The organism is Streptomyces sp. NPDC002324 (assembly GCF_053593335.1).
The window spans coordinates 15,959-32,604 of record NZ_JBSFCF010000015.1; the positions used below are offsets into that span (position 1 = coordinate 15,959).

Below are 16,646 nucleotides of genomic sequence, written 5' to 3' on the forward strand. Positions count from 1 at the left end.
TTGTCAAGCAGCGAGGCCGCCCTCGCGGATCTTGTCTCAGTCGGCGAACCTCGCCCGGACGTCCGGGCGTTCGGCCAGGCGCGGCGGATAGCCCGGCCCCATTCTGGAGCGCGTGTTGCCGGCGGTCATCGGCCCACCGCAGGCGGCGCACACCACTTCGGCGTGGCTCTCCTGGCCGCACGTGTCGTGGTGGAGCACGACCGGCGGACCCTCGTCACCGGCCAGCCAGCGGTCTCCCCAGCGGCTCATCGCCAGCAGCACGGTGTGGAAGTCGCGGCCCTTCTCGGTGAGGACGTAGTCGTACCGCACCGGCTCGGTCTGGTAGGGGCGCTTCTCCATCAGCCCCTCGTCCACGAGGCGCCGCAACCGGTCGGTCAGGGTGTTGCGCGCGATCCCGAGCGACTCCTGGAACGCGTCGAAGCGCTTGATCCCGTACCCGGCCTCGCGCAGCACCAGCGGCGTCCACCAGTCACCCAGCAGGTCCATGGTCCGAGCGATCGAGCAGGGCCAGTGCGCGAAGGACGTCCGTCTCATGACGCCAGCATACGTGTCCATCTGGTAAAGCAACCCAGCAGGTGGGGAGGTCGACACAGCGGGAGGAAGCCCCGGCACCGGGGGCGGCGGCGGTCCGCGTGGGTCCCCACGCGAAGGCGAACGGCCGCCCGGTGTCAGAGGCTGCCGGCAGCATCGGTCTCCATGCACACCACCCGGACCACACCGCCGCGACCGCTCGATGTCGCCGCGGCCTTCCCGATCTCGCTCCGCCGTGACGCACGGCGACCCGGTTGCACCCACTGATGCAGTAGTCGGCCCCCTCCGACCCGGCGTCGGGGACGCTTGCGCCGGTACGGCCGAGGCGGGGCCGGAGGCGCCCTCGCCACACCAGCGCACCTCCGAGCGCCGACAGAGCGACCAGGGCGAGGGCGGGGCCGCCCAGCGTGAGGACACGCTGGAGGGACGTCGCGGCGACGTATCCGGCACCTGCTTCGACCGTGGCCCACGCACCGGCCGCGACGACGCTGTACGGGGCGATGCGGCGGTAGGGGAGGCGGGTCACGCCCGCACAGTGCGGGGCGAGGGTGCGCAGGACCGGCAGGAATCGGGCCACGAAGACCGCTCGGCCGCCGTGACGCGTCATCAGCGTCTCGGCACGGCCCCAGGCGGCATCCGGAACGCGCCGGCCCACGCGGCCCGCGCGCAGCCGGTCACCGAGGTGACTGCCGGTGCGATGGGCGAGGAAGTCGCCCGCCACCACGGCCCCGGCAGCGGCGGCGATGACGAGCGGAAGGCCGATGTGACCGGTGCGGGCCAGCGCGCCGGCCGTCAGGAGCAGGGTCAGGGTCGGGACGAAGGCGCCCACGAGAAGGATCGACTCGGCCAGGACGGCGGCGGCCACCACCGAGTACGCCGCGGCTGGTGAGAGGTGGCCGAGGATGTCGGAGAGCGCGTTCACAGCGTCGCGCCGCCGGGCCGCGGGGTGGCGTGGTCTGCGGAGACGGGAGGTCGTCGCAGGTGCCAGACGTGGGCCGGGGGAAGGTTCGCCCATACCGTCCAGCGGCCCGTGGCGTAGGTACGCTGGTAGGCGGCCATGATCTCGTCCACGGCGGCGTGACGGCGGGCTTCCGCTCGCGACGCGGTCAGGGCGCGGGCCCTGCGGGTGCCGAGGTAGGCGAAGTAGGTGAGCGTGCCGCCGGGGTGGAGGAGTTCCATGGAGCGGGACATGATGCGCTCGACCTGCGCGGGTGTGAAGTTGGTGAGGGGCAGGCCGGAGACGATGACGTCGTACCGCTGATCGGTGTCGAGCCGCTCGACATGGGTCTGGTGCACGTTCACCTGCGCGCAGCCGGGTGTCAGGTGCGGGTGCGTGGCGACGAGACGCCGCAGTCGCGCGGCGAAGCGGGGATTGGCCTCGACGATGTCCAGGCGGCTGCCGCGTGACAGCTGCGGGATCAGGACCCGGGTGACGGAACCGGTGCCCGCGCCGGCTTCCAGGACTGCCAGCGGGCGGGGTGCCTCGGTCCGTACCGGGTCGGTGAGCACGCGGGCCAGGGCCTTGCCGCTGGGGGCTATCGCGCCGGTGGTGCGCAGATCACGGGCCGCTTCGGTCAGAAACATCCAGCCTTCGGCATGGCGCTGCGCCTGGAGACGGTCGTGGGAGTTGGTTCGATGGTTCATTGATATGACGCTAGAAAGCCGCGAGCGGCACCGAATCCATCGTTCTGCGACGGTGTCCCCCTACGAAAGTAGGGGGACACCGTCGCAGAACGTCTAAAAGGCACAGCGGCGGGGTCTGCCTAGGATGCGCCCATGAGCAGGAGCGAAGCCGTGAGGTGGGCGGCGACCGTGGGGCGCGTGGGCCTCGTGGCGTTTCTCGCGCTGGCCGCCGCGGCGAACGGCGCGTGGGTCACCGACGGCCCGTACGTGGTCCCGGTCATCGCCTCGGCGGTGGCGTGCGCGGCGGCCCTGCTCGTGCCCCGACTGCGACGTTCCGTCGCCCCGGTCCTGATCACCGTGGTCACCGCGTGGTGGGGATGGCTCACCGTGCCACTGCTGGGGATCGTCGTGTTCGACCTGGTCGTCGCCCGCCGGACGCGTTGGGCGGTGGGCTGCGCCGCCGTCGCGCTGGGCGCCAATGTGTTCGGGTACCCGGCGACCACGGTGTGGGCGGAGCAGCGGTACGCGTCCGTGGCGTTCGTGCTGCTCCTCGGGCTCGTCCTCGGGCTGTGGCTCGGCAACCGCCGGCGCCTGCTCCGGGCCCTGGCCTCCGACGTGGAGCATCTGCGGGTCGAGGCGCGACTGCGCGAAGAGGCCGCGCGGATCGGTGAACGATCACGTATCGCCGCCGAGATGCATGACGTTCTCGCGCACCGGCTCAGCCTGATCGCCCTGCACACCGGGGTGCTGACCACCAAGGGCGACACCGTGCCTCCGCCCGTCGCCGAGCGACTCGGCCTGCTGCGGAAGACCTCCGTCGAGGCCCTCGCCGACCTGCGGGACGTCCTCGGGGTGCTGCGCGACTTTGACGCCGCACCGACCGATGCCGCGCTGACGCCGGTGATGAGGGACGTGGGCGAACTGGCCGACGAGGCCCGCGCCGCCGGCCAGCGCATCGAACTGACCACCGACGGCCGCCCCGAGCAGGCACCGACCACCCACCGCCTGGCCGTGTACCGGATCGTCCGGGAGGCTCTGACCAACGCCCGCAAGCACGCCCACGGAGCCGAAGTGACCGTACGCGTCGACTACCGGCCACCCGCCACACGCGTCGAGGTCACCAACCCCGCCGGAACCTCCCGCACCGACACCGTCGGCAGCGGCTACGGACTCGTCGGCCTGCGCGAACGCGTCACCGCACTCGGCGGGCAGCTGACCGCCGGGCCGGCCGGTGCGGGCGCCTGGCGCGTGGCCGCCCGCATCCCCCACCCCACCGGCATCGAACAGGACGGCACTTCCCCATGATCCGCGCCATGATCGTCGACGACGACGCCCTGGTCCGTCTCGGCCTGACCGACCTGCTGGACGGGGACCCGGGCATCGAGGTCGTCGCACAGGCCGCCGACGGCGTCGAGGCCGTCGAGCGGGCCACCGCCCACCGCATCGACGTCGCTCTCGTCGATGTGCGCATGCCCCGGATGGACGGCATCACCGCCACCGCCCGCCTGCGGGCCCTCCCCCACTCGCCGAAGGTGATCACCCTGACCACCTTCGACCTCGACGAATACGTCTACAACGCCCTCGCCGCCGGCGCCGACGGCTTCCTCCTCAAGGACACCGACCCCACCGAGATACTGCGCGCCGTGCACCTGGTGGCCGCCGGCTCGGCCATGCTCCACCCCGCCGCCGCCCGCCGTCTCATCGACCGCTACCACGCGGCCAACCGGCCCGAAGCCACTGCCGCCAAGGCCCGGCTGGACGGCCTCACGCCCCGCGAACGGGACGTCCTCGCCCTGCTCGCCCGAGGTGACACCAACGCCGACATCGCCGCTCGCCTCACCATGCGCGAGAGCACCGTCAAAGCCCACGTCAGCCGCATCCTGGCGGCCCTGGAGGTCACCAACCGCGTGCAGGCCGCCCTGCTGGTCCGCGACGCGGGACTCACCACCTGAGGTGCGGAGGCGCGGAGCACGGCACGGCACGGCGCAGGGCGTGGCCTACCTGGTGGTGGTGTCGGGCGGGGCGCTGGCGCTACCGCTGTCGCTGTCGGAAGGCTTGGGCGCCTCGCAGGTGATCTCGTCACGCGGTGTGTAGTGGGTGTGGTACGGCTCCCGCCTCACTTCCTTGCCGTCGTCGTAGAAGACGCGGTCGACGGTGACGTCGAAGCCTTCGAGCGGTGTCTGGGGCACGCATTTGTCGTCGACGCGCACCTTCTTCTCCGGCGGCTTCACGTCGGTCCTGGGCCCCTTCACCGACCTGATCTCGTCGTAGCGCTTGGTGCCGATGAAGGTGATGGTCACCGAGGTGTCGGTGGACTCGGCCTGGATGTAGATGGCCTTGCCGGAGTCGTTGGTGAACCTGAGATCGAGACTGCCCCAGGCGACCGTCGCCTCACGGCCCTCGGGGTAGCGCTCGATGTAGAAGGAGTGGGCGCCGTGTTCCACGGGCTTGACCCCGGCGAAGAACATCGCGTTGTACATCGTCGTCGCCACGGCGGAGACACCGCCGCCGGCCGCCTTGGTGAACTGGTCGTCCAGGATCATGATGCCCTCGACGAAGCCGTTGGCCTCGGTGCGTTGGCCCACGGTCCGGTTGAAGCTCCAGGTCTTGCCGGGCATGACGACGGAGCCGTTGATGAGCTGGGCGGCCCGCCCGATGTTCTTCGTGCGGTAGGCGGCCGGTTCGAAGTTGACGGTGAAGGAGGACATCTTCTGCGTCAGCCCCAGCCGCGCGGCATTCTCGCGGGTCACCTCGGGCCGGGTGCGTCGCGCCGCCACTTCTCCGGTACGGGCGGAGCCCGTCCTGGTGAGCAGCGGAAGTACGGCATCGCTCAGCGCGTCGTCGCTGATCTGTACGCCGGTGCGGGCGTCCTCGGCCACCATGGCCCGGTCGCCGTCCAGCCGCAGGCGGGCGTTCTCGACCGTGGTGGTGACGGCGGCCAGGGGGCGGGCGATCGCGGGGGCGGAGCGCAGGCCCTTGGCGTCCAGCTTCGGCAGCAGTCGGCCGGAGTCGTCCGGCCGCATGGTCAGGTACGTGCCGAGAACGGCCTGATCGACCGTGAAGCGCCTGCCGGCGGCGGTGAGCGTGATAGGCGCCGACATGGCCGGCGACGCGAAGTCGCGCACCGCCCGCCGTACCTCGTCCGTCGCCACCTCCGGCTCGGTCTCCCTGGCGGGGAGGACCGTGTGCGCCGCGCCGTGCAGGAAGGAGTCACGCAGGGTGTTGACGGCGGCGTTCACGTCCAGGGCGTAACCACTGTGGGCGGCGACCTGTTCGACCCGGCCGTCCTCGAAGCTGACGGCACCGTCGCGCACCTTCTGGTCGAGCGCCTTCGCCAGCTTTCCGAGCGTGGTGTGGGCTTTGCCCTCGTCGACGCGTACGACCGGTTCGATGTCACCCCCCGAGCGGAAGAATCCGCCGATCACACTGACGGGGTCGGACGAGGTGCGTGCCGCCCGGTCGACGGTCCGCTCGGTGTCGAAGCTGAGTCCGGCCCGCCGCGGGTCGACGGTGCCGCTGCGGTCGCCGACCCGCACGGCCAGCTCCCGCGAGCCGGCCGCCGCCAGGTGATCGTCCAGCTTGCGGATGGCCTCCGTACGGCTGAGGCCCCCGATGTCCACCCCGTGCACCGTCGTACCCGCCGCGATCTCACCGCCCGTGACGAGCAGCCCGGCCAGATACAGACCACCGAGACCGACGGTCAGCACACCACCTGTCAGCACTGGGGACGGCACGGAGGCTATTCGCAGGCGCATGGGTCTCCCGGACGAGGGATCGAAGGGCGGCGCACGCGACGGCGCGGCGCCACGAGCTCGGCAAGCACCTCAAGCTACCCATAACGGAATACAAGAACGTATGCCGCAGAACACGTATGTTTCGGATCACACCGGACCACCAGGGAGAGCGTCGCGGGGGCGGGCACGTGGTCGGCGCAGGGCGGAACCTGGCCGGCCCGTGGCCGCCGCAAGGCAAGAAGCACTCCTGCGGCGGGACGGCGCCGACAACTCCCGGCGGACGTCCGGTGCTCCCTCCTTGGGACGCCCTTGGGGCACACTTGGGGCACTGTTTTGCCGGACCGGCAACAGAAATGGCGTACGGGCGCGCGGTGGGCGACGGTGGGCCCGTGACTGATGACATCGCAGCGGAATCGCCCGTGTCCGACCGCCCCTCGCCTGCCGACGCATACGTGGGAGACCCCTCGGTGCGCGCGGAGTGGGACAGCCGTTACACCGACCGAGCACAGTTGTGGAGCGGTCGGCCCAACGGCGCGCTCGTGGCCGAGATCGCCGGACTCACCCCGGGGCGGGTGCTCGACGTCGGCTGCGGCGAGGGCGCGGACGCGGTCTGGCTCGCGCGCCAGGGCTGGGAGGTGACCGCGCTGGAGGTCTCCGGCGTGGCGCTGGAGCGGGCGGCCGGCCACGCGCAGGACGCCGGGCTCACGGTGCGGTGGGTGCACGCCGAACTCACCGGGGCCGCCCTCCCGCCGGCCTCCTTCGATCTGGTCTCCGCGCAGTATCCGGCCCTGCTGCGTACCCCCGACGCCGCGGCCGAGCGGGCGCTGCTCGCGGCCGTCGCGCCCGGCGGCGTGCTGCTGCTCGTCCATCACGCGGGGATGGACACCCAGGAGCCGCAGGAGGGAGGCTTCGACCCCGTCGACTACGTCTGGCCCTCGATGGTCGCCGATCTGCTCGACGACGACTGGGTGGTGGAGGTGGACGAGCAGCGGCCGCGTGTGGCACCCGACGGCGGCGCCGGCGCGCACCACACCGACGATGTGGTCCTGCGGGTACGACGGCTGCGCTGACTGCTCCCTCTGGGCTCTCGGCGGGCGGCCCGGGAGGCGAGCGGACGCGAGACTGGGGGTTGAGACTGGTAGGGCCGCATGTCCAGGCGTCGCGTATTCGAGTTGCGCGCTCTCTGGTCACGCTAGCCAAAGGCGTCGTATCCGTCACTCGGCAGGCTCGCGGGGGCAGATTGGGCAGATGGTCTATTTGGCAGGTCTGGACTGGGGGAACGTGCCAGCGTGGTTCGGCGCGGTGGCCACCGGTGGCTCTGCCTTCCTTGCGGCACTTGCCTACCGTCGCAGCGTGCGAGACAGGGTGATCACTTGGGGATCGTGGCGGCCGCTGGCCCTGCTCGATCGCGAGGACTCAAAGGTCGGTGCGGCCGTTCGATTTCGCCAGAAACCGGAAATCGGTGCCGGCCTGTCACTGTCCCCGTGCTCGGCGTGTCGTCCGGGTCGGCAGCTTCGTGGCGGAAGCCCGAGCAGCAGGAAGCCGCCCGGGAAGGCACGCGGGAAGCCTTCCTGGGCAGCTCTGCCCAGCCTACGTGCCCGTCGCGAGCCGAGCCCGGATTTCGAGCAGGCGCTTGCCCGGGATTTCCTACTGCTTAAAAGGCGGGCGCGGACCACTGCACATCGTCACACAGTGCCAGGTCTGGCTCTCCCACTTCCACGCGCAGCAGTATTCGGAGTTGGAAGCCTGCTGAGATTCGCGGTCCACGAACTTGCTGATGATCTCACCGTTCTGGACCCGATTGACCTTCACCTGCTTTTCAAGGTCGATCTCAAGTGCCAACTCAGCCGCCGCGAATTGCACGTAGTATTGCTCCGCAGCGTCAGGGTACTTGTCGAACACCTCTTGAAGGTCCCTGAAGAACTCGACGTCCTTCTCGGGGCCTACGGTGACGTCCGCCATGATCGGCTCCCACTCACTAAGACCGCTCACCGGGAGAATCCGATGAGGCGCCTACCAGTCGGTGGCGCTTTATCATTACCCACCAGTCACGTTGCTGCCACTCGGATACGGCAGGGGGGCGCGGAAGATCCTCGAATTTGCGGCTAGTGACAGCGTCGCGCCACCGGCCGCCGGACGTGTGTCAGCCACCTCTGACAGCGGCGGTGCGCTCGTAGGGGAGCGCGGTTGCCCATGCGGGAAGGATGCGGGGATCCCGCCTGGTCCGGCAGCGGTAAGTCACGCCTTGGCGGAGTGACGGACGGCGATGCTCGGGAGTCTTCCCCTCCACTGTTTGACCTCGCCTTGTGACTGCGAGCTGCCGCTTACTCCAGATAGAGAGCCGCCAAGCGGGGCAGTCGGCGAGTCATTTCGCTGTGGTCATCGAAATCGAAGTTCCAGGTGGGGTCCAGCTCCGGGTAGCGGATGGTGAGTGGGCTCGCGGGGAGCTGATCACCGGTCGCCGTGATGTGCGCGTTCCAGGCGATGCCCAGCATGTCCTCACCCTCCAGGTCGATGCCGTCGACCGCGGAGGCTTGAACGATGGGCAGTTCTGCCAGGGCATCGGGGTCAGCGACTGCGCGCTCGAAGACTTCACGGCCCTGAACGATCAGCCACCCTCGGAAGTAGTCGAAGCCGTCGTCAGAACACCCACCGTTGGTGATGTAAGCAGCGGCCCACAGAGGATTGGTGTAGGAGTCGACCATCAGGTCCCACAGCGCCTGCTCAGCGGCGACGATCTCCTTCACCGGCCGGGAGGCCAGCAGCGAGGTCGCCTTGCGAGCGACCGCTTCGCCGTCGTTCGGATTGGACGCCTGATCGCGGGCTGCCTCAATGAGCTGCCAGAACTGCTGTTTGTTCATGGAGGCAGACCCTGCCACCTGGTACTGACATCGGGCCGGTCGCGGAAGCTTGGCCCATCAGAGCAACCACATCGCTCCTGTCAGCGTGTGTGGTCGCCGGGTGCATATCGGCTCCAGGTTCCTCCGGCTTCGGTGACCAGGCGGGTGACGGTCTTGTCGTGACCGCACCCGTCATCGCCGGTGAGTCCGCCGAAGAGGGCGGTAGCAGCGGTGGCGCCGAGCGCGAGGCCGCTGAGGCGCTGGGGGACGGGGAACTGTTCGGCGATCGCGGAGGCCGCGACCGCGCTGATGCCGCCTGCCACGCAGGCCAGGACGACCGCGCCGGTCAGTGCGGCGGCGAAGCTGCCCTGGGTCATCAGGCCGAACATGGCAGGCGGCAGGATCACCGCCAGGGCACCGAAGAGCGTGAGTGCGGGGCGGCGGCCGACCCGGTCGGACCGGGCACCCGCGAACGGCGTGACGACGATGACGACGAGGGCGATGTGGCGCCCCGGGCGGAGCTGTCGAGTGCGGCGACTGTGGTGGTGAGCCTGGTATCGGAGGACGACAACACGGCGGAGACCGCGCTGCGTAGCGCGCTGGCGTTGTCCCCGGGCAGCGCCGCATCCGCCCGCCGTCGCGCCCGGTGTCGCCAACGGCGCGCACCACACCCACGACTACGTCGGCAACCAGGACAACGACGCTTTCACCACCGACGAGGAGTTCGCCGCCGCGTCGACCGGCTGCCGCAACCAGGGCGACAGGTCCACGTACTACTGGCCGGTGCTCCGCCTCCAGGACGGCACCCGGGAGTTCGACACCGAGCGGCTCGGCGGCGGGACCGAGGGCAACACCGGACGTATCCCGACCGCGTCGCAGGTCGCTGTGGCCCGGTTGGTAGCCCTCTTCGTGCAGGTAGCCGGGCAGATGGCGAGAACGCCGGTGCCGGAGACGATGACGTAGGGCACGTAGGCGAGCACCACCGACGCTGCGGTGGCCGTCACCACACGCACGACCCGTGCCGGGCCCCGCTGACCGGACAGCGCGCCGGGCAGGGCCAGGACGGGCAGGAGCTCGACGGCGATCGCGGCGCCGAAGAGTGCGCCGCGGCAGGTGCCGGCGGTGGCGGTACCGAGGGCGAGGACGGCCAGCGGGACACCGAAGGTGTCGATGTGGGCGTTGTTGGCCGCTTCGAAGGGGACCGCCGGACACCATGCCCACAGCGCGGCCGCGGCGGGCGCCCGCCGCGGATCGCCCCTGCGGCGCAGTACGACGAGCAGGGCGACGGTGGTGCCGAACGCCAGGACGGCGCCGCCCGCTTGGATCGGCTTGTGGCGGCTGTCCGGGTTGGGGAGACGCCGTGGACGGCGAGGTACCAGCCTTCGGCGACGGGCGGGTAGACGGTGGGCACGGTGGGCCGGTTGATGCGGACACACAGGCCGCCGCCGGTGCGGGTGAGGCCCCAGCTCGTACAGGCGTCCTCGGCGGGAGAGAGCCAGTCGTCGCGCACGTGGGCGAGTTCGGGTGCGGCCGGCGGATCGGCGTAGGGGGAGATCCCGGCAGCCTGGACGCGACCGTCCCAGGCGTAGCGGACATGTCCGTGCTGGTGCGCGGCGGGGCGGCGAGGCCGGCCAGTGCGACGGCGGCGGCGCCGGTCAGGACCAGGGCCGTTCCCGCACGGGTGGGGAGGGTGCGTACGCCACACGGCACAGGCGAACAGCACCCAGGCGACCGCGTATCCGGCCAACAGACGGCCGGGGTCACTCTGGTCGTCGCCCGCGCCGAGGGTGTCGACGACCAGGGCGGTGAGCCCGGCGAGCAGTGCCGCCGTGGCGGCGGTCGCGAGCGTGGTCCGCCGGGGGTTCGACCCGTGGGGCGGGGCCGGAGGACGGCGCCGGTGCGGAGGATGCGAAGGTCTGCGCCGGTGTGGACGGCCCTGTGTCCCGGTCCTGCGGCGGAGCGGTGTCGGTCATGGGTGAGGGGGCCCTCCAGGGGCCGTGGGGAGTGTGTCGTCGTGGCCGGGCCCGGGGTGGTGGAGTTCCAGGAAGGGGCGGCCGTCGGCGCTCCAGCGGCCGGTGAGGAGCCAGCCGGTGGCGTCGGCGGCACGGAGCAGTGCGGTGGGGCCGAGGCGGGCCCAGGGGAAGGAGCGGCCGTGGCGGCCGTGGGCGTCCTCGACGCGGACGGTGAGGCGTTCGTCCACGTCGTCGCACGCGGCCTCGGCCAGCAGTCGGCCCCCCGGGCGGACCAGGTCGCGCAGGCGGGCGAGGAGGAGTACCGGGTCGCCGCCGATGCCGGCGTTGCCGTCCATCAGCAGGGCGGTGCCCCAGCGGCCTTCTTTCGGCAGGGGGTCGAAGACGGAACGCCGCAGGGCGTCTCCGCCGGCGCGCCGGGTCCGGGTGACGGCGGCCGGGCTGACGTCCACGCCGAGCGCCCGGATGCCGCGTGCGGCCAGGGCGGCCACCAGCCGCCCGGGGCCGCAGCCGATGTCCAGGACGAGGCCGGTGCAGCGGTTCAGCACACCGTGGTCGGCGGCGTCGGGAGCGGCGCACCACCGCTCCACGTCCAGCGGGAGCAGGTCCGCCGTCGCTCCGGGGGTCCGTGGTCCCCCGCCCGTCCGCCGCAGGTACAGCGGACCGCGGCCGGTGCGCAGGGCATGTGCGTAGGGGTCGTCCGTCCAGGGCTCGCCGGCCTCCGTGTGCGTGTGCCGCTCGGTGGGGCGCGTGGGGGCGGCCGGGCCGGCGGGCCATGGCTCCGTGACCCGCGCGCGTGGCCCTGCCGGGGCCGGGGCCGGGGCCGGAACCGCCCGCTCGGCGGCCGAGGCGCGCGCTCCCGCTGCCGTGCCGCTCATCGGGCGACCCCCGCGAGCGAGGACAGGACGGCGGCGAAGCGCGAGCCGGGCGGACAGAGGCCGGCCACCGCGGCGGCGTCCGCGGGGGTGTCGACGTCCCGCAGCGACGGCAGGTCACGGACCGTCAGCCCGGCCTCGGTGAGCCGGAACCGCTGGACGGCACCCGTGCGGTCGGTCGACATCGGTACGCCCCGGACCAGACGGCCGTCACGGGACGGATCGGCGAAACCCAGCGCCCAGAAGCCGCCGTCGGCGGCCGGGCCGAACCAGGCGTCGTGACCGTCCCGGCCGACGCCGGTCAGCAGATCGGCGGTCAGCTGCGGGGTGTCCATGCCGACCAGGAGTGCCGGGCCGTCGTCGCAGAGGGCGAAAGCGCCCGCGATCCGCTCGTCCAGTCCCCCGGACACCTGGGGTACGACATCGAAGCCGGTCGGCACCCAGGGGCCGGGGTTTCCGTCGAGCACGAGGATCCGGCGGCGGGCGGGGGTGCGCAGCACCGTGTCGAGGGTGTCGAGGAGGGACGCTCGGGCCAGGGTGGCGGCCTCCCGCGGTGTGTGGAGCGGGGTGAGCCGGGTCTTCACGCGGCCGGGCACCGGTTCCTTGGCGATCACCAGCAGCGTGGTCGGGCTGTCGGCGGCGGCGCGGGCGCTCACTGTGGCCCACCCGGGATGCTCGCGTGCGGGGCTGGGGTGCTCGCGTGCTTGGCTGGGGTGCTCGCGTGCGGAGTTGCGGGGTTAACGTCCCGGGCCGGGATGCTCGTCTCCCGATCCGAAGGGCTCAGGTTCAGGGCCGGGGCAGCGGTCGGGGCCTCGCCGAGGACCGTCCACATGTCGCGTACCGCCTGCCAGGTGCCGCGCCAGGTGCCGGTGACCTTCGAGCGGCCCGTGCGCGGCTGATAGGGCACGTCGGTCTCGCACACACGCCAGCCCGCGTCGGCGGCACGGATCACCATCTGCAAGGGGTAGCCGGAACGCCGGTCGGTCAGCCGGAGGGACAGAAGCGCTTCGCGGCGGGCGGCCCGCATGGGGCCGAGATCGCGCAGCGGCAGGCCGGGGCGACGGCGGACCAGCCGGGCCAACTCCCAGTTGGCCAGCCGCGCGTGAGCCGGCCACGATCGGAGCGTGGTGGGCCGGCGACGGCCCAGGACCAGTTCCTGTGTGCCGTCGAGGACGGGCCCGGCGACGGCCGGCAGCAGCCCGGGGTCGAGGGAGGCGTCGCAGTCGCAGAAGCAGACGACGTCAGCCGTGGCGGCCGTCAGCCCGGCGTGGCAGGCAGCGCCGAATCCGCGGCGTGGCTCGTGGACCACGTGCGCTCCGAGGGAGCGGGTGATCTCGGCGGAGCCGTTGTCGACGACGATCGCCCGCCAGCCCCGGGGGATCCGGGCCAGGACCCAGGGAAGTGCCCCGGCCTCGTCCAGACAGGGCAGGACGACGTCGACAGGGGGAAAGGGAGGGGGAGTTGTCTCGGTCACCCCACTCACCCTACGGGCGCAATACGGGCATAAGGGATTTCATGATCTTACGGATCACTGACGTCCGCTTCCGGTCCGGCCGTCCGCCGCGACAGTGGTGCGAGACTCGCCGATGTGAAACGCGTACTCGTGGTGGATGACGATCCGACGGTCGCCGAGGTGGTCGCCGGGTATCTGGCCAGGGCGGGCTTCGCCGTCGATCTGGCCGGGGACGGCCCCGCCGCGGTGGCCGAGGCCGCCGAGCGGCCACCCGACCTGGTGGTGCTGGACCTGATGCTGCCGGGCATGGACGGGTTGGAGGTGTGCCGCCGCATCCGTGCGAACGGCCCGCTGCCCGTGATCATGCTGACGGCACGCGGTGACGAGGAGGACCGCATTCTCGGACTGGAGGTCGGCGCGGACGACTACGTCACCAAGCCCTTCAGCCCTCGCGAGCTGGTCCTGCGGGTGGAGTCCGTCCTGCGCCGGGCCGGTACCGTGGCCGCCGCGCGGACCGAACCGACCCAGCCGTGGCTGCGCGGCGGCTCGCTCGCGCTCGCTCCCAGCGCCCGGCGTGCCACCCGAGCCGGCACCGAACTCGCGCTGACCACACGCGAGTTCGACCTGCTGGAATATTTTCTCCGCAACCCGGGCCGGGCGTCGAGCCGCGAGGAACTCATGCGCCGGGTGTGGGGCTGGGAGTTCGGCGACCTGTCGACCGTCACGGTCCACGTGCGCAGACTGCGGGAGAAGATCGAGGACGACCCCGCCCGCCCCCGGATGATCAGCACCGTCTGGGGTGTCGGCTACCGCTTCGACCCTCCCCGCCCGAACGGAGCCGACGATGGTGCGTGACGCCCTCCTCATCGCGGTGTACGCGGCCGTCGGAGCGGCCGCCGCCGGTCTGGTCGGCACGGCGGCCCTGCGACGGCTGCGCCGCCGCTCGGTCACGCTCTCCCTGGCCGTGGTCGCGGCCGTCACCGTGACGGCCATGCTCGCCGGCACCATGCTGGTGGCCTGGGCGATGTTCCTGTCCGAACACGACCTGTGGGTGGTGACGACGGTCTGCTCGGTGGCGGCGGTCGTCTCGCTCGCAGTGGCACTCCTCCTCGGCCGCAGCGTCGTCCGGGGCAGCCTCGCCCTGGCCGAGGCCACCCGGGCCCTCGGCGACGACGGCAGCTTCACGCCGCCCAGCACCGCACCCACGGCCGAACTGGCCCACTTGAGCCGCGAGTTGGCCACCACCAGCGCAAAGCTGGCCGCCGCCCGGGAGCGGGAACGCGCCCTGGAGGACTCACGGCGCGAACTGGTCGCGTGGATCTCGCACGACCTGCGGACGCCGCTGGCCGGACTCCAGGCGATGACGGAGGCGCTGGAGGACGGCGTGGTCGACGACCCGCACGTCTATCACGGACGGATCCGCACCGAGGTCGAGCGCATGAGCGACATGGTCAGCGACCTCTTCGAACTCTCCCGCATCCAGGCCGGGGTCCTCGCCCTGAGCCCGACCCGCATGTCGGTCTACGATCTGGTGGGCGATGCCCTCGCGGGTGCCGATGCGCTGGCCAGGGAGCACGGCGTGTGGCTCGTCGGCCACGGGGTCGAGCCCGTGCCCATCGAGGTCGACGGTCGCGAGATGTCCCGCGTCCTGGCCAACCTGCTCGTCAACGCCATCCGCCGCACACCCGCCGACGGGACGGTCGCCATCGCCGCCCGCCGGGAGGCCGACAGCGTCGTGCTGTCGGTGACCGACGGCTGCGGCGGCATTCCGCCTGAGGATCTGCCCCGGGTCTTCGACACCGGCTGGCGCGGGACCCACGCCCGTACACCGCCCGCCGGGGCGGGGCTCGGCCTGGCGATCGTGCGCGGCATCGTGGAGGCCCACAAGGGCCGCGCGGCCGTGTGCAACGTGCCGGGCGGCTGCCGCTTCGAGGTCCATCTGCCTGCGGCGGGCTGAAGCCGGAAGAGGGCCACAGCCCCGGCTCAGGGGCGGTGACGCCCCGGCTCAGGGGCGGTGACGCCCCGGCTCAGGGGCGGTGACGCCCCGGCTCAGGGGCGGTGACGCCCCGGCTCAGGGGCGGTGACGCGAACTCGGCCATTCCGTCGGGGAAGGCGGTCGCCGGTCCCAGCCCAGTTCGGCACGCAGCCGGCGCGAGGAAGCGGTGGTGTGGCGTACTGAGAGGAGACGATGGTGCCCTCACACTCGTCGGGGCTGAAGTCGTAGTTGCGCACCAGAGTGCCGCCGCCGCCGATCTGGGTGCAGCCCGAGAAGAACGGTCGTAGGGCCGCGAGGGTGAGGAAGGTTTCCCCTTCGGGCCGGTCGAGCTGACCGGCGAGGCGGTCGAGCACGGGAACCAGCTCCGGCATGTGCGTCTCGAACAGCTTCCGAGCACGGTTCGCGCCCTCTGAGGTCCGGCCCTCCTCGGTCATCCACTCCTTCGCGGGCGGCCACAAGGCCCGTGTATGGGTCGCCCATCGCCCGTCACCGCCGTCGCCGACCTCCACAGCGCGGAAGGTCTTCTGCTGTCGGCTCATGTGGCCGCTCCCTACTGGACATGGAACTTCGAGTCAGGTGACGGCAACCTAGCCAATTCCGCAGGTGATTCACATGCGATGAGCAGGGTGATCGCGACCGTGGCCCCACTTGTCCACAGTGGCCCGAGGTTCCCGACCGTCGCCTGGTCAGAAACGCGACCGTACCTGCCCTGACCGGCAGCGGCAGCGGCAGCGCCCCGGCCGTCACGGCGGCCAGTACGCCGTTCTCGCGCGTGGCGTGGAACCCTCTCGTGTTCCATGCCTCATCCGCACACCAACGTGTTCTCCGGTCCTACGCACGAGGGAGGCGTTAGGTTGCCCCGTGGCGAAGCGCGTCGGGGGACGGCGGAAAAGGGCGGGGCACGTGGAGTCGGACCGCTCCGGCCTGGGCCCGCGCCGCGCCCGCCACGACACCGGTGCACAGGAGGTCCTTCCGGCATGACGGCCAAGTACGACGTCAAGCGCGAGCTCAAGCGGTGCTACGCGCCCAGGAATTGCGACTGGGAGCTGGTCGACATCCCCGAACTGCGTTTCCTCGCCGTCGACGGGCACGGCGACCCGAACACCGCCGCCATGTACCGCCACGCGGTCGAGGCGCTCTACGCGGTCGCCTACACCGTCAAGTTCACGAGCAAGCGGGAGCTGGGCCAGGACTTCGTCGTGGGCCCGCTCGAAGGGCTGTGGTGGGCGGACGACATGGCCGACTTCCTGGCCAGGCGCAAGGACAACTGGCGGTGGAGACTGCTCATCAACGTCCCCGACTGGATCACCGACCCCGTGATCGAGGACGCCCGGCAGACCGCTCTGGTGAAGAAGGGCAATCCCGTGATCGGGGAGGTACGGCCGGAGACGCTCCACGAGGGGACCAGCGCACAGGTCCTGCACCTCGGGTCCTACGACGACGAGACACCTGTCCTGACCAGGCTGCACCACTACTACCTCCCCGCCAACGGCCTGCGGGAGGCGGGGCTGCACCACGAGATCTATCTCAGCGACCCCCGCAGGACCGACCCGGCCAGGCTGCGGACCGTCCTGCGGCAACCCGTGGAGCCACTGCGCGACGCCACGTGACGCCCGCTCGGGCG

Annotated in this window: 18 protein-coding genes and 1 pseudogene; 7 read left to right on the forward strand and 12 right to left on the reverse strand. The window is 71.7% G+C overall.

The features are described 5' to 3' along the window. Positions 1-36 precede the first annotated feature (36 nt). The 3 genes from ACWCRJ_RS20615 to ACWCRJ_RS20625 are packed head-to-tail and all read right to left on the reverse strand — an operon-like array spanning position 37 to position 2,175. Positions 37-534: a winged helix-turn-helix transcriptional regulator gene (locus tag ACWCRJ_RS20615; RefSeq protein WP_450940612.1), complete on the reverse strand. Its 498-nt coding sequence runs from the start codon at positions 532-534 to the stop codon at positions 37-39. After that, entirely contained in the window at positions 470-1,546 is a 1,077-nt protein-coding gene (locus ACWCRJ_RS20620; protein WP_450940613.1) for a DedA family protein, read from the reverse strand. The genes ACWCRJ_RS20615 and ACWCRJ_RS20620 overlap by 65 nt, the downstream gene beginning before the upstream one ends. Next, positions 1,450-2,175, reverse strand: coding sequence for a class I SAM-dependent methyltransferase (locus ACWCRJ_RS20625; protein WP_450940614.1), 726 nt, complete (start codon positions 2,173-2,175; stop codon positions 1,450-1,452). Before ACWCRJ_RS20625 ends, ACWCRJ_RS20620 begins: the two co-directional genes overlap by 97 nt. A gap of 132 nt (positions 2,176-2,307) precedes the next feature. On the opposite strand from ACWCRJ_RS20625, the gene ACWCRJ_RS20630 reads away from it, so the two are divergent. Together ACWCRJ_RS20630 and ACWCRJ_RS20635 are read left to right on the forward strand one after the other, a co-directional pair. Beyond that, entirely contained in the window at positions 2,308-3,459 is a 1,152-nt protein-coding gene (locus tag ACWCRJ_RS20630; protein ID WP_450940615.1) for a sensor histidine kinase, read from the forward strand. Next, entirely contained in the window at positions 3,456-4,106 is a 651-nt protein-coding gene (locus ACWCRJ_RS20635) for a response regulator (RefSeq protein WP_450940616.1), read from the forward strand. Before ACWCRJ_RS20630 ends, ACWCRJ_RS20635 begins: the two co-directional genes overlap by 4 nt. Positions 4,107-4,151: 45 nt before the next feature. Here the strand turns inward: ACWCRJ_RS20635 and ACWCRJ_RS20640 are convergent, their stop codons facing one another. Further along, entirely contained in the window at positions 4,152-5,909 is a 1,758-nt protein-coding gene (locus ACWCRJ_RS20640; RefSeq protein ID WP_450940617.1) for a VanW family protein, read from the reverse strand. A 368-nt stretch (positions 5,910-6,277) separates the two neighbouring features. Here ACWCRJ_RS20640 and ACWCRJ_RS20645 point away from each other — a divergent pair, with 368 nt between their 5' ends. Further along, positions 6,278-6,958: a class I SAM-dependent methyltransferase gene (locus ACWCRJ_RS20645; RefSeq protein ID WP_450940618.1), complete on the forward strand. Its 681-nt coding sequence runs from the start codon at positions 6,278-6,280 to the stop codon at positions 6,956-6,958. Positions 6,959-7,535: 577 nt separating this feature from the next. Here ACWCRJ_RS20645 and ACWCRJ_RS20650 read toward each other — a convergent pair. The 3 genes from ACWCRJ_RS20650 to ACWCRJ_RS20660 form a co-directional block, all read right to left on the reverse strand. Next, positions 7,536-7,850: a hypothetical protein gene (locus ACWCRJ_RS20650; RefSeq protein WP_450940619.1), complete on the reverse strand. Its 315-nt coding sequence runs from the start codon at positions 7,848-7,850 to the stop codon at positions 7,536-7,538. Positions 7,851-8,212: 362 nt separating this feature from the next. Then, positions 8,213-8,749 carry a DUF4240 domain-containing protein gene (locus ACWCRJ_RS20655; RefSeq protein ID WP_450940620.1) on the reverse strand — a complete coding sequence of 179 codons (537 nt, stop codon included), beginning with the start codon at positions 8,747-8,749 and terminating at the stop codon, positions 8,213-8,215. An 80-nt stretch (positions 8,750-8,829) separates the two neighbouring features. Continuing rightward, positions 8,830-9,105, reverse strand: a complete 276-nt coding sequence (locus tag ACWCRJ_RS20660) for a hypothetical protein (protein WP_450940621.1) — start codon at positions 9,103-9,105, stop codon at positions 8,830-8,832. A gap of 259 nt (positions 9,106-9,364) precedes the next feature. Here ACWCRJ_RS20660 and ACWCRJ_RS20665 point away from each other — a divergent pair. Continuing rightward, a pseudogene (locus ACWCRJ_RS20665) lies at positions 9,365-9,610 on the forward strand (DUF1996 domain-containing protein); the annotation flags it as partial. Here ACWCRJ_RS20665 and ACWCRJ_RS20670 read toward each other — a convergent pair. From ACWCRJ_RS20670 to ACWCRJ_RS20685, 4 genes are all read right to left on the reverse strand, one after another. After that, on the reverse strand, positions 9,502-10,164 hold the full coding sequence (locus ACWCRJ_RS20670) for a glycosyltransferase 87 family protein (protein ID WP_450940622.1): 663 nt from the start codon (positions 10,162-10,164) through the stop codon (positions 9,502-9,504). The pseudogene ACWCRJ_RS20665 and the gene ACWCRJ_RS20670 overlap by 109 nt on opposite strands. Positions 10,165-10,697: 533 nt before the next feature. Further along, on the reverse strand, positions 10,698-11,576 hold the full coding sequence (locus tag ACWCRJ_RS20675) for a class I SAM-dependent methyltransferase (RefSeq protein ID WP_450940623.1): 879 nt from the start codon (positions 11,574-11,576) through the stop codon (positions 10,698-10,700). Further along, the gene (locus ACWCRJ_RS20680) at positions 11,573-12,229 is read right to left on the reverse strand and encodes a TIGR04282 family arsenosugar biosynthesis glycosyltransferase (RefSeq protein WP_450940624.1); all 657 of its coding nucleotides are present in this window, start codon (positions 12,227-12,229) and stop codon (positions 11,573-11,575) included. The genes ACWCRJ_RS20675 and ACWCRJ_RS20680 overlap by 4 nt, the downstream gene beginning before the upstream one ends. Continuing rightward, positions 12,226-13,047 carry a glycosyltransferase family 2 protein gene (locus ACWCRJ_RS20685; RefSeq protein WP_450940625.1) on the reverse strand — a complete coding sequence of 274 codons (822 nt, stop codon included), beginning with the start codon at positions 13,045-13,047 and terminating at the stop codon, positions 12,226-12,228. Before ACWCRJ_RS20685 ends, ACWCRJ_RS20680 begins: the two co-directional genes overlap by 4 nt. Positions 13,048-13,161: 114 nt before the next feature. On the opposite strand from ACWCRJ_RS20685, the gene ACWCRJ_RS20690 reads away from it, so the two are divergent. Both ACWCRJ_RS20690 and ACWCRJ_RS20695 read left to right on the forward strand, forming a co-directional pair. Beyond that, positions 13,162-13,881: a response regulator transcription factor gene (locus ACWCRJ_RS20690; RefSeq protein WP_450940626.1), complete on the forward strand. Its 720-nt coding sequence runs from the start codon at positions 13,162-13,164 to the stop codon at positions 13,879-13,881. Then, positions 13,871-14,983 (forward strand): sensor histidine kinase, encoded by a 1,113-nt coding sequence (locus ACWCRJ_RS20695; RefSeq protein ID WP_450940627.1) that lies wholly within the window; start codon positions 13,871-13,873, stop codon positions 14,981-14,983. Before ACWCRJ_RS20690 ends, ACWCRJ_RS20695 begins: the two co-directional genes overlap by 11 nt. Before the next feature lie 92 nt (positions 14,984-15,075). Here the strand turns inward: ACWCRJ_RS20695 and ACWCRJ_RS20700 are convergent, their stop codons facing one another. Further along, on the reverse strand, positions 15,076-15,456 hold the full coding sequence (locus tag ACWCRJ_RS20700; protein WP_450940628.1) for a hypothetical protein: 381 nt from the start codon (positions 15,454-15,456) through the stop codon (positions 15,076-15,078). 543 nt (positions 15,457-15,999) lie between these two features. Here ACWCRJ_RS20700 and ACWCRJ_RS20705 point away from each other — a divergent pair. Further along, the gene (locus ACWCRJ_RS20705; RefSeq protein ID WP_450940629.1) at positions 16,000-16,632 is read left to right on the forward strand and encodes a GyrI-like domain-containing protein; all 633 of its coding nucleotides are present in this window, start codon (positions 16,000-16,002) and stop codon (positions 16,630-16,632) included. The last annotated feature ends 14 nt before the right edge of the window (positions 16,633-16,646 follow it).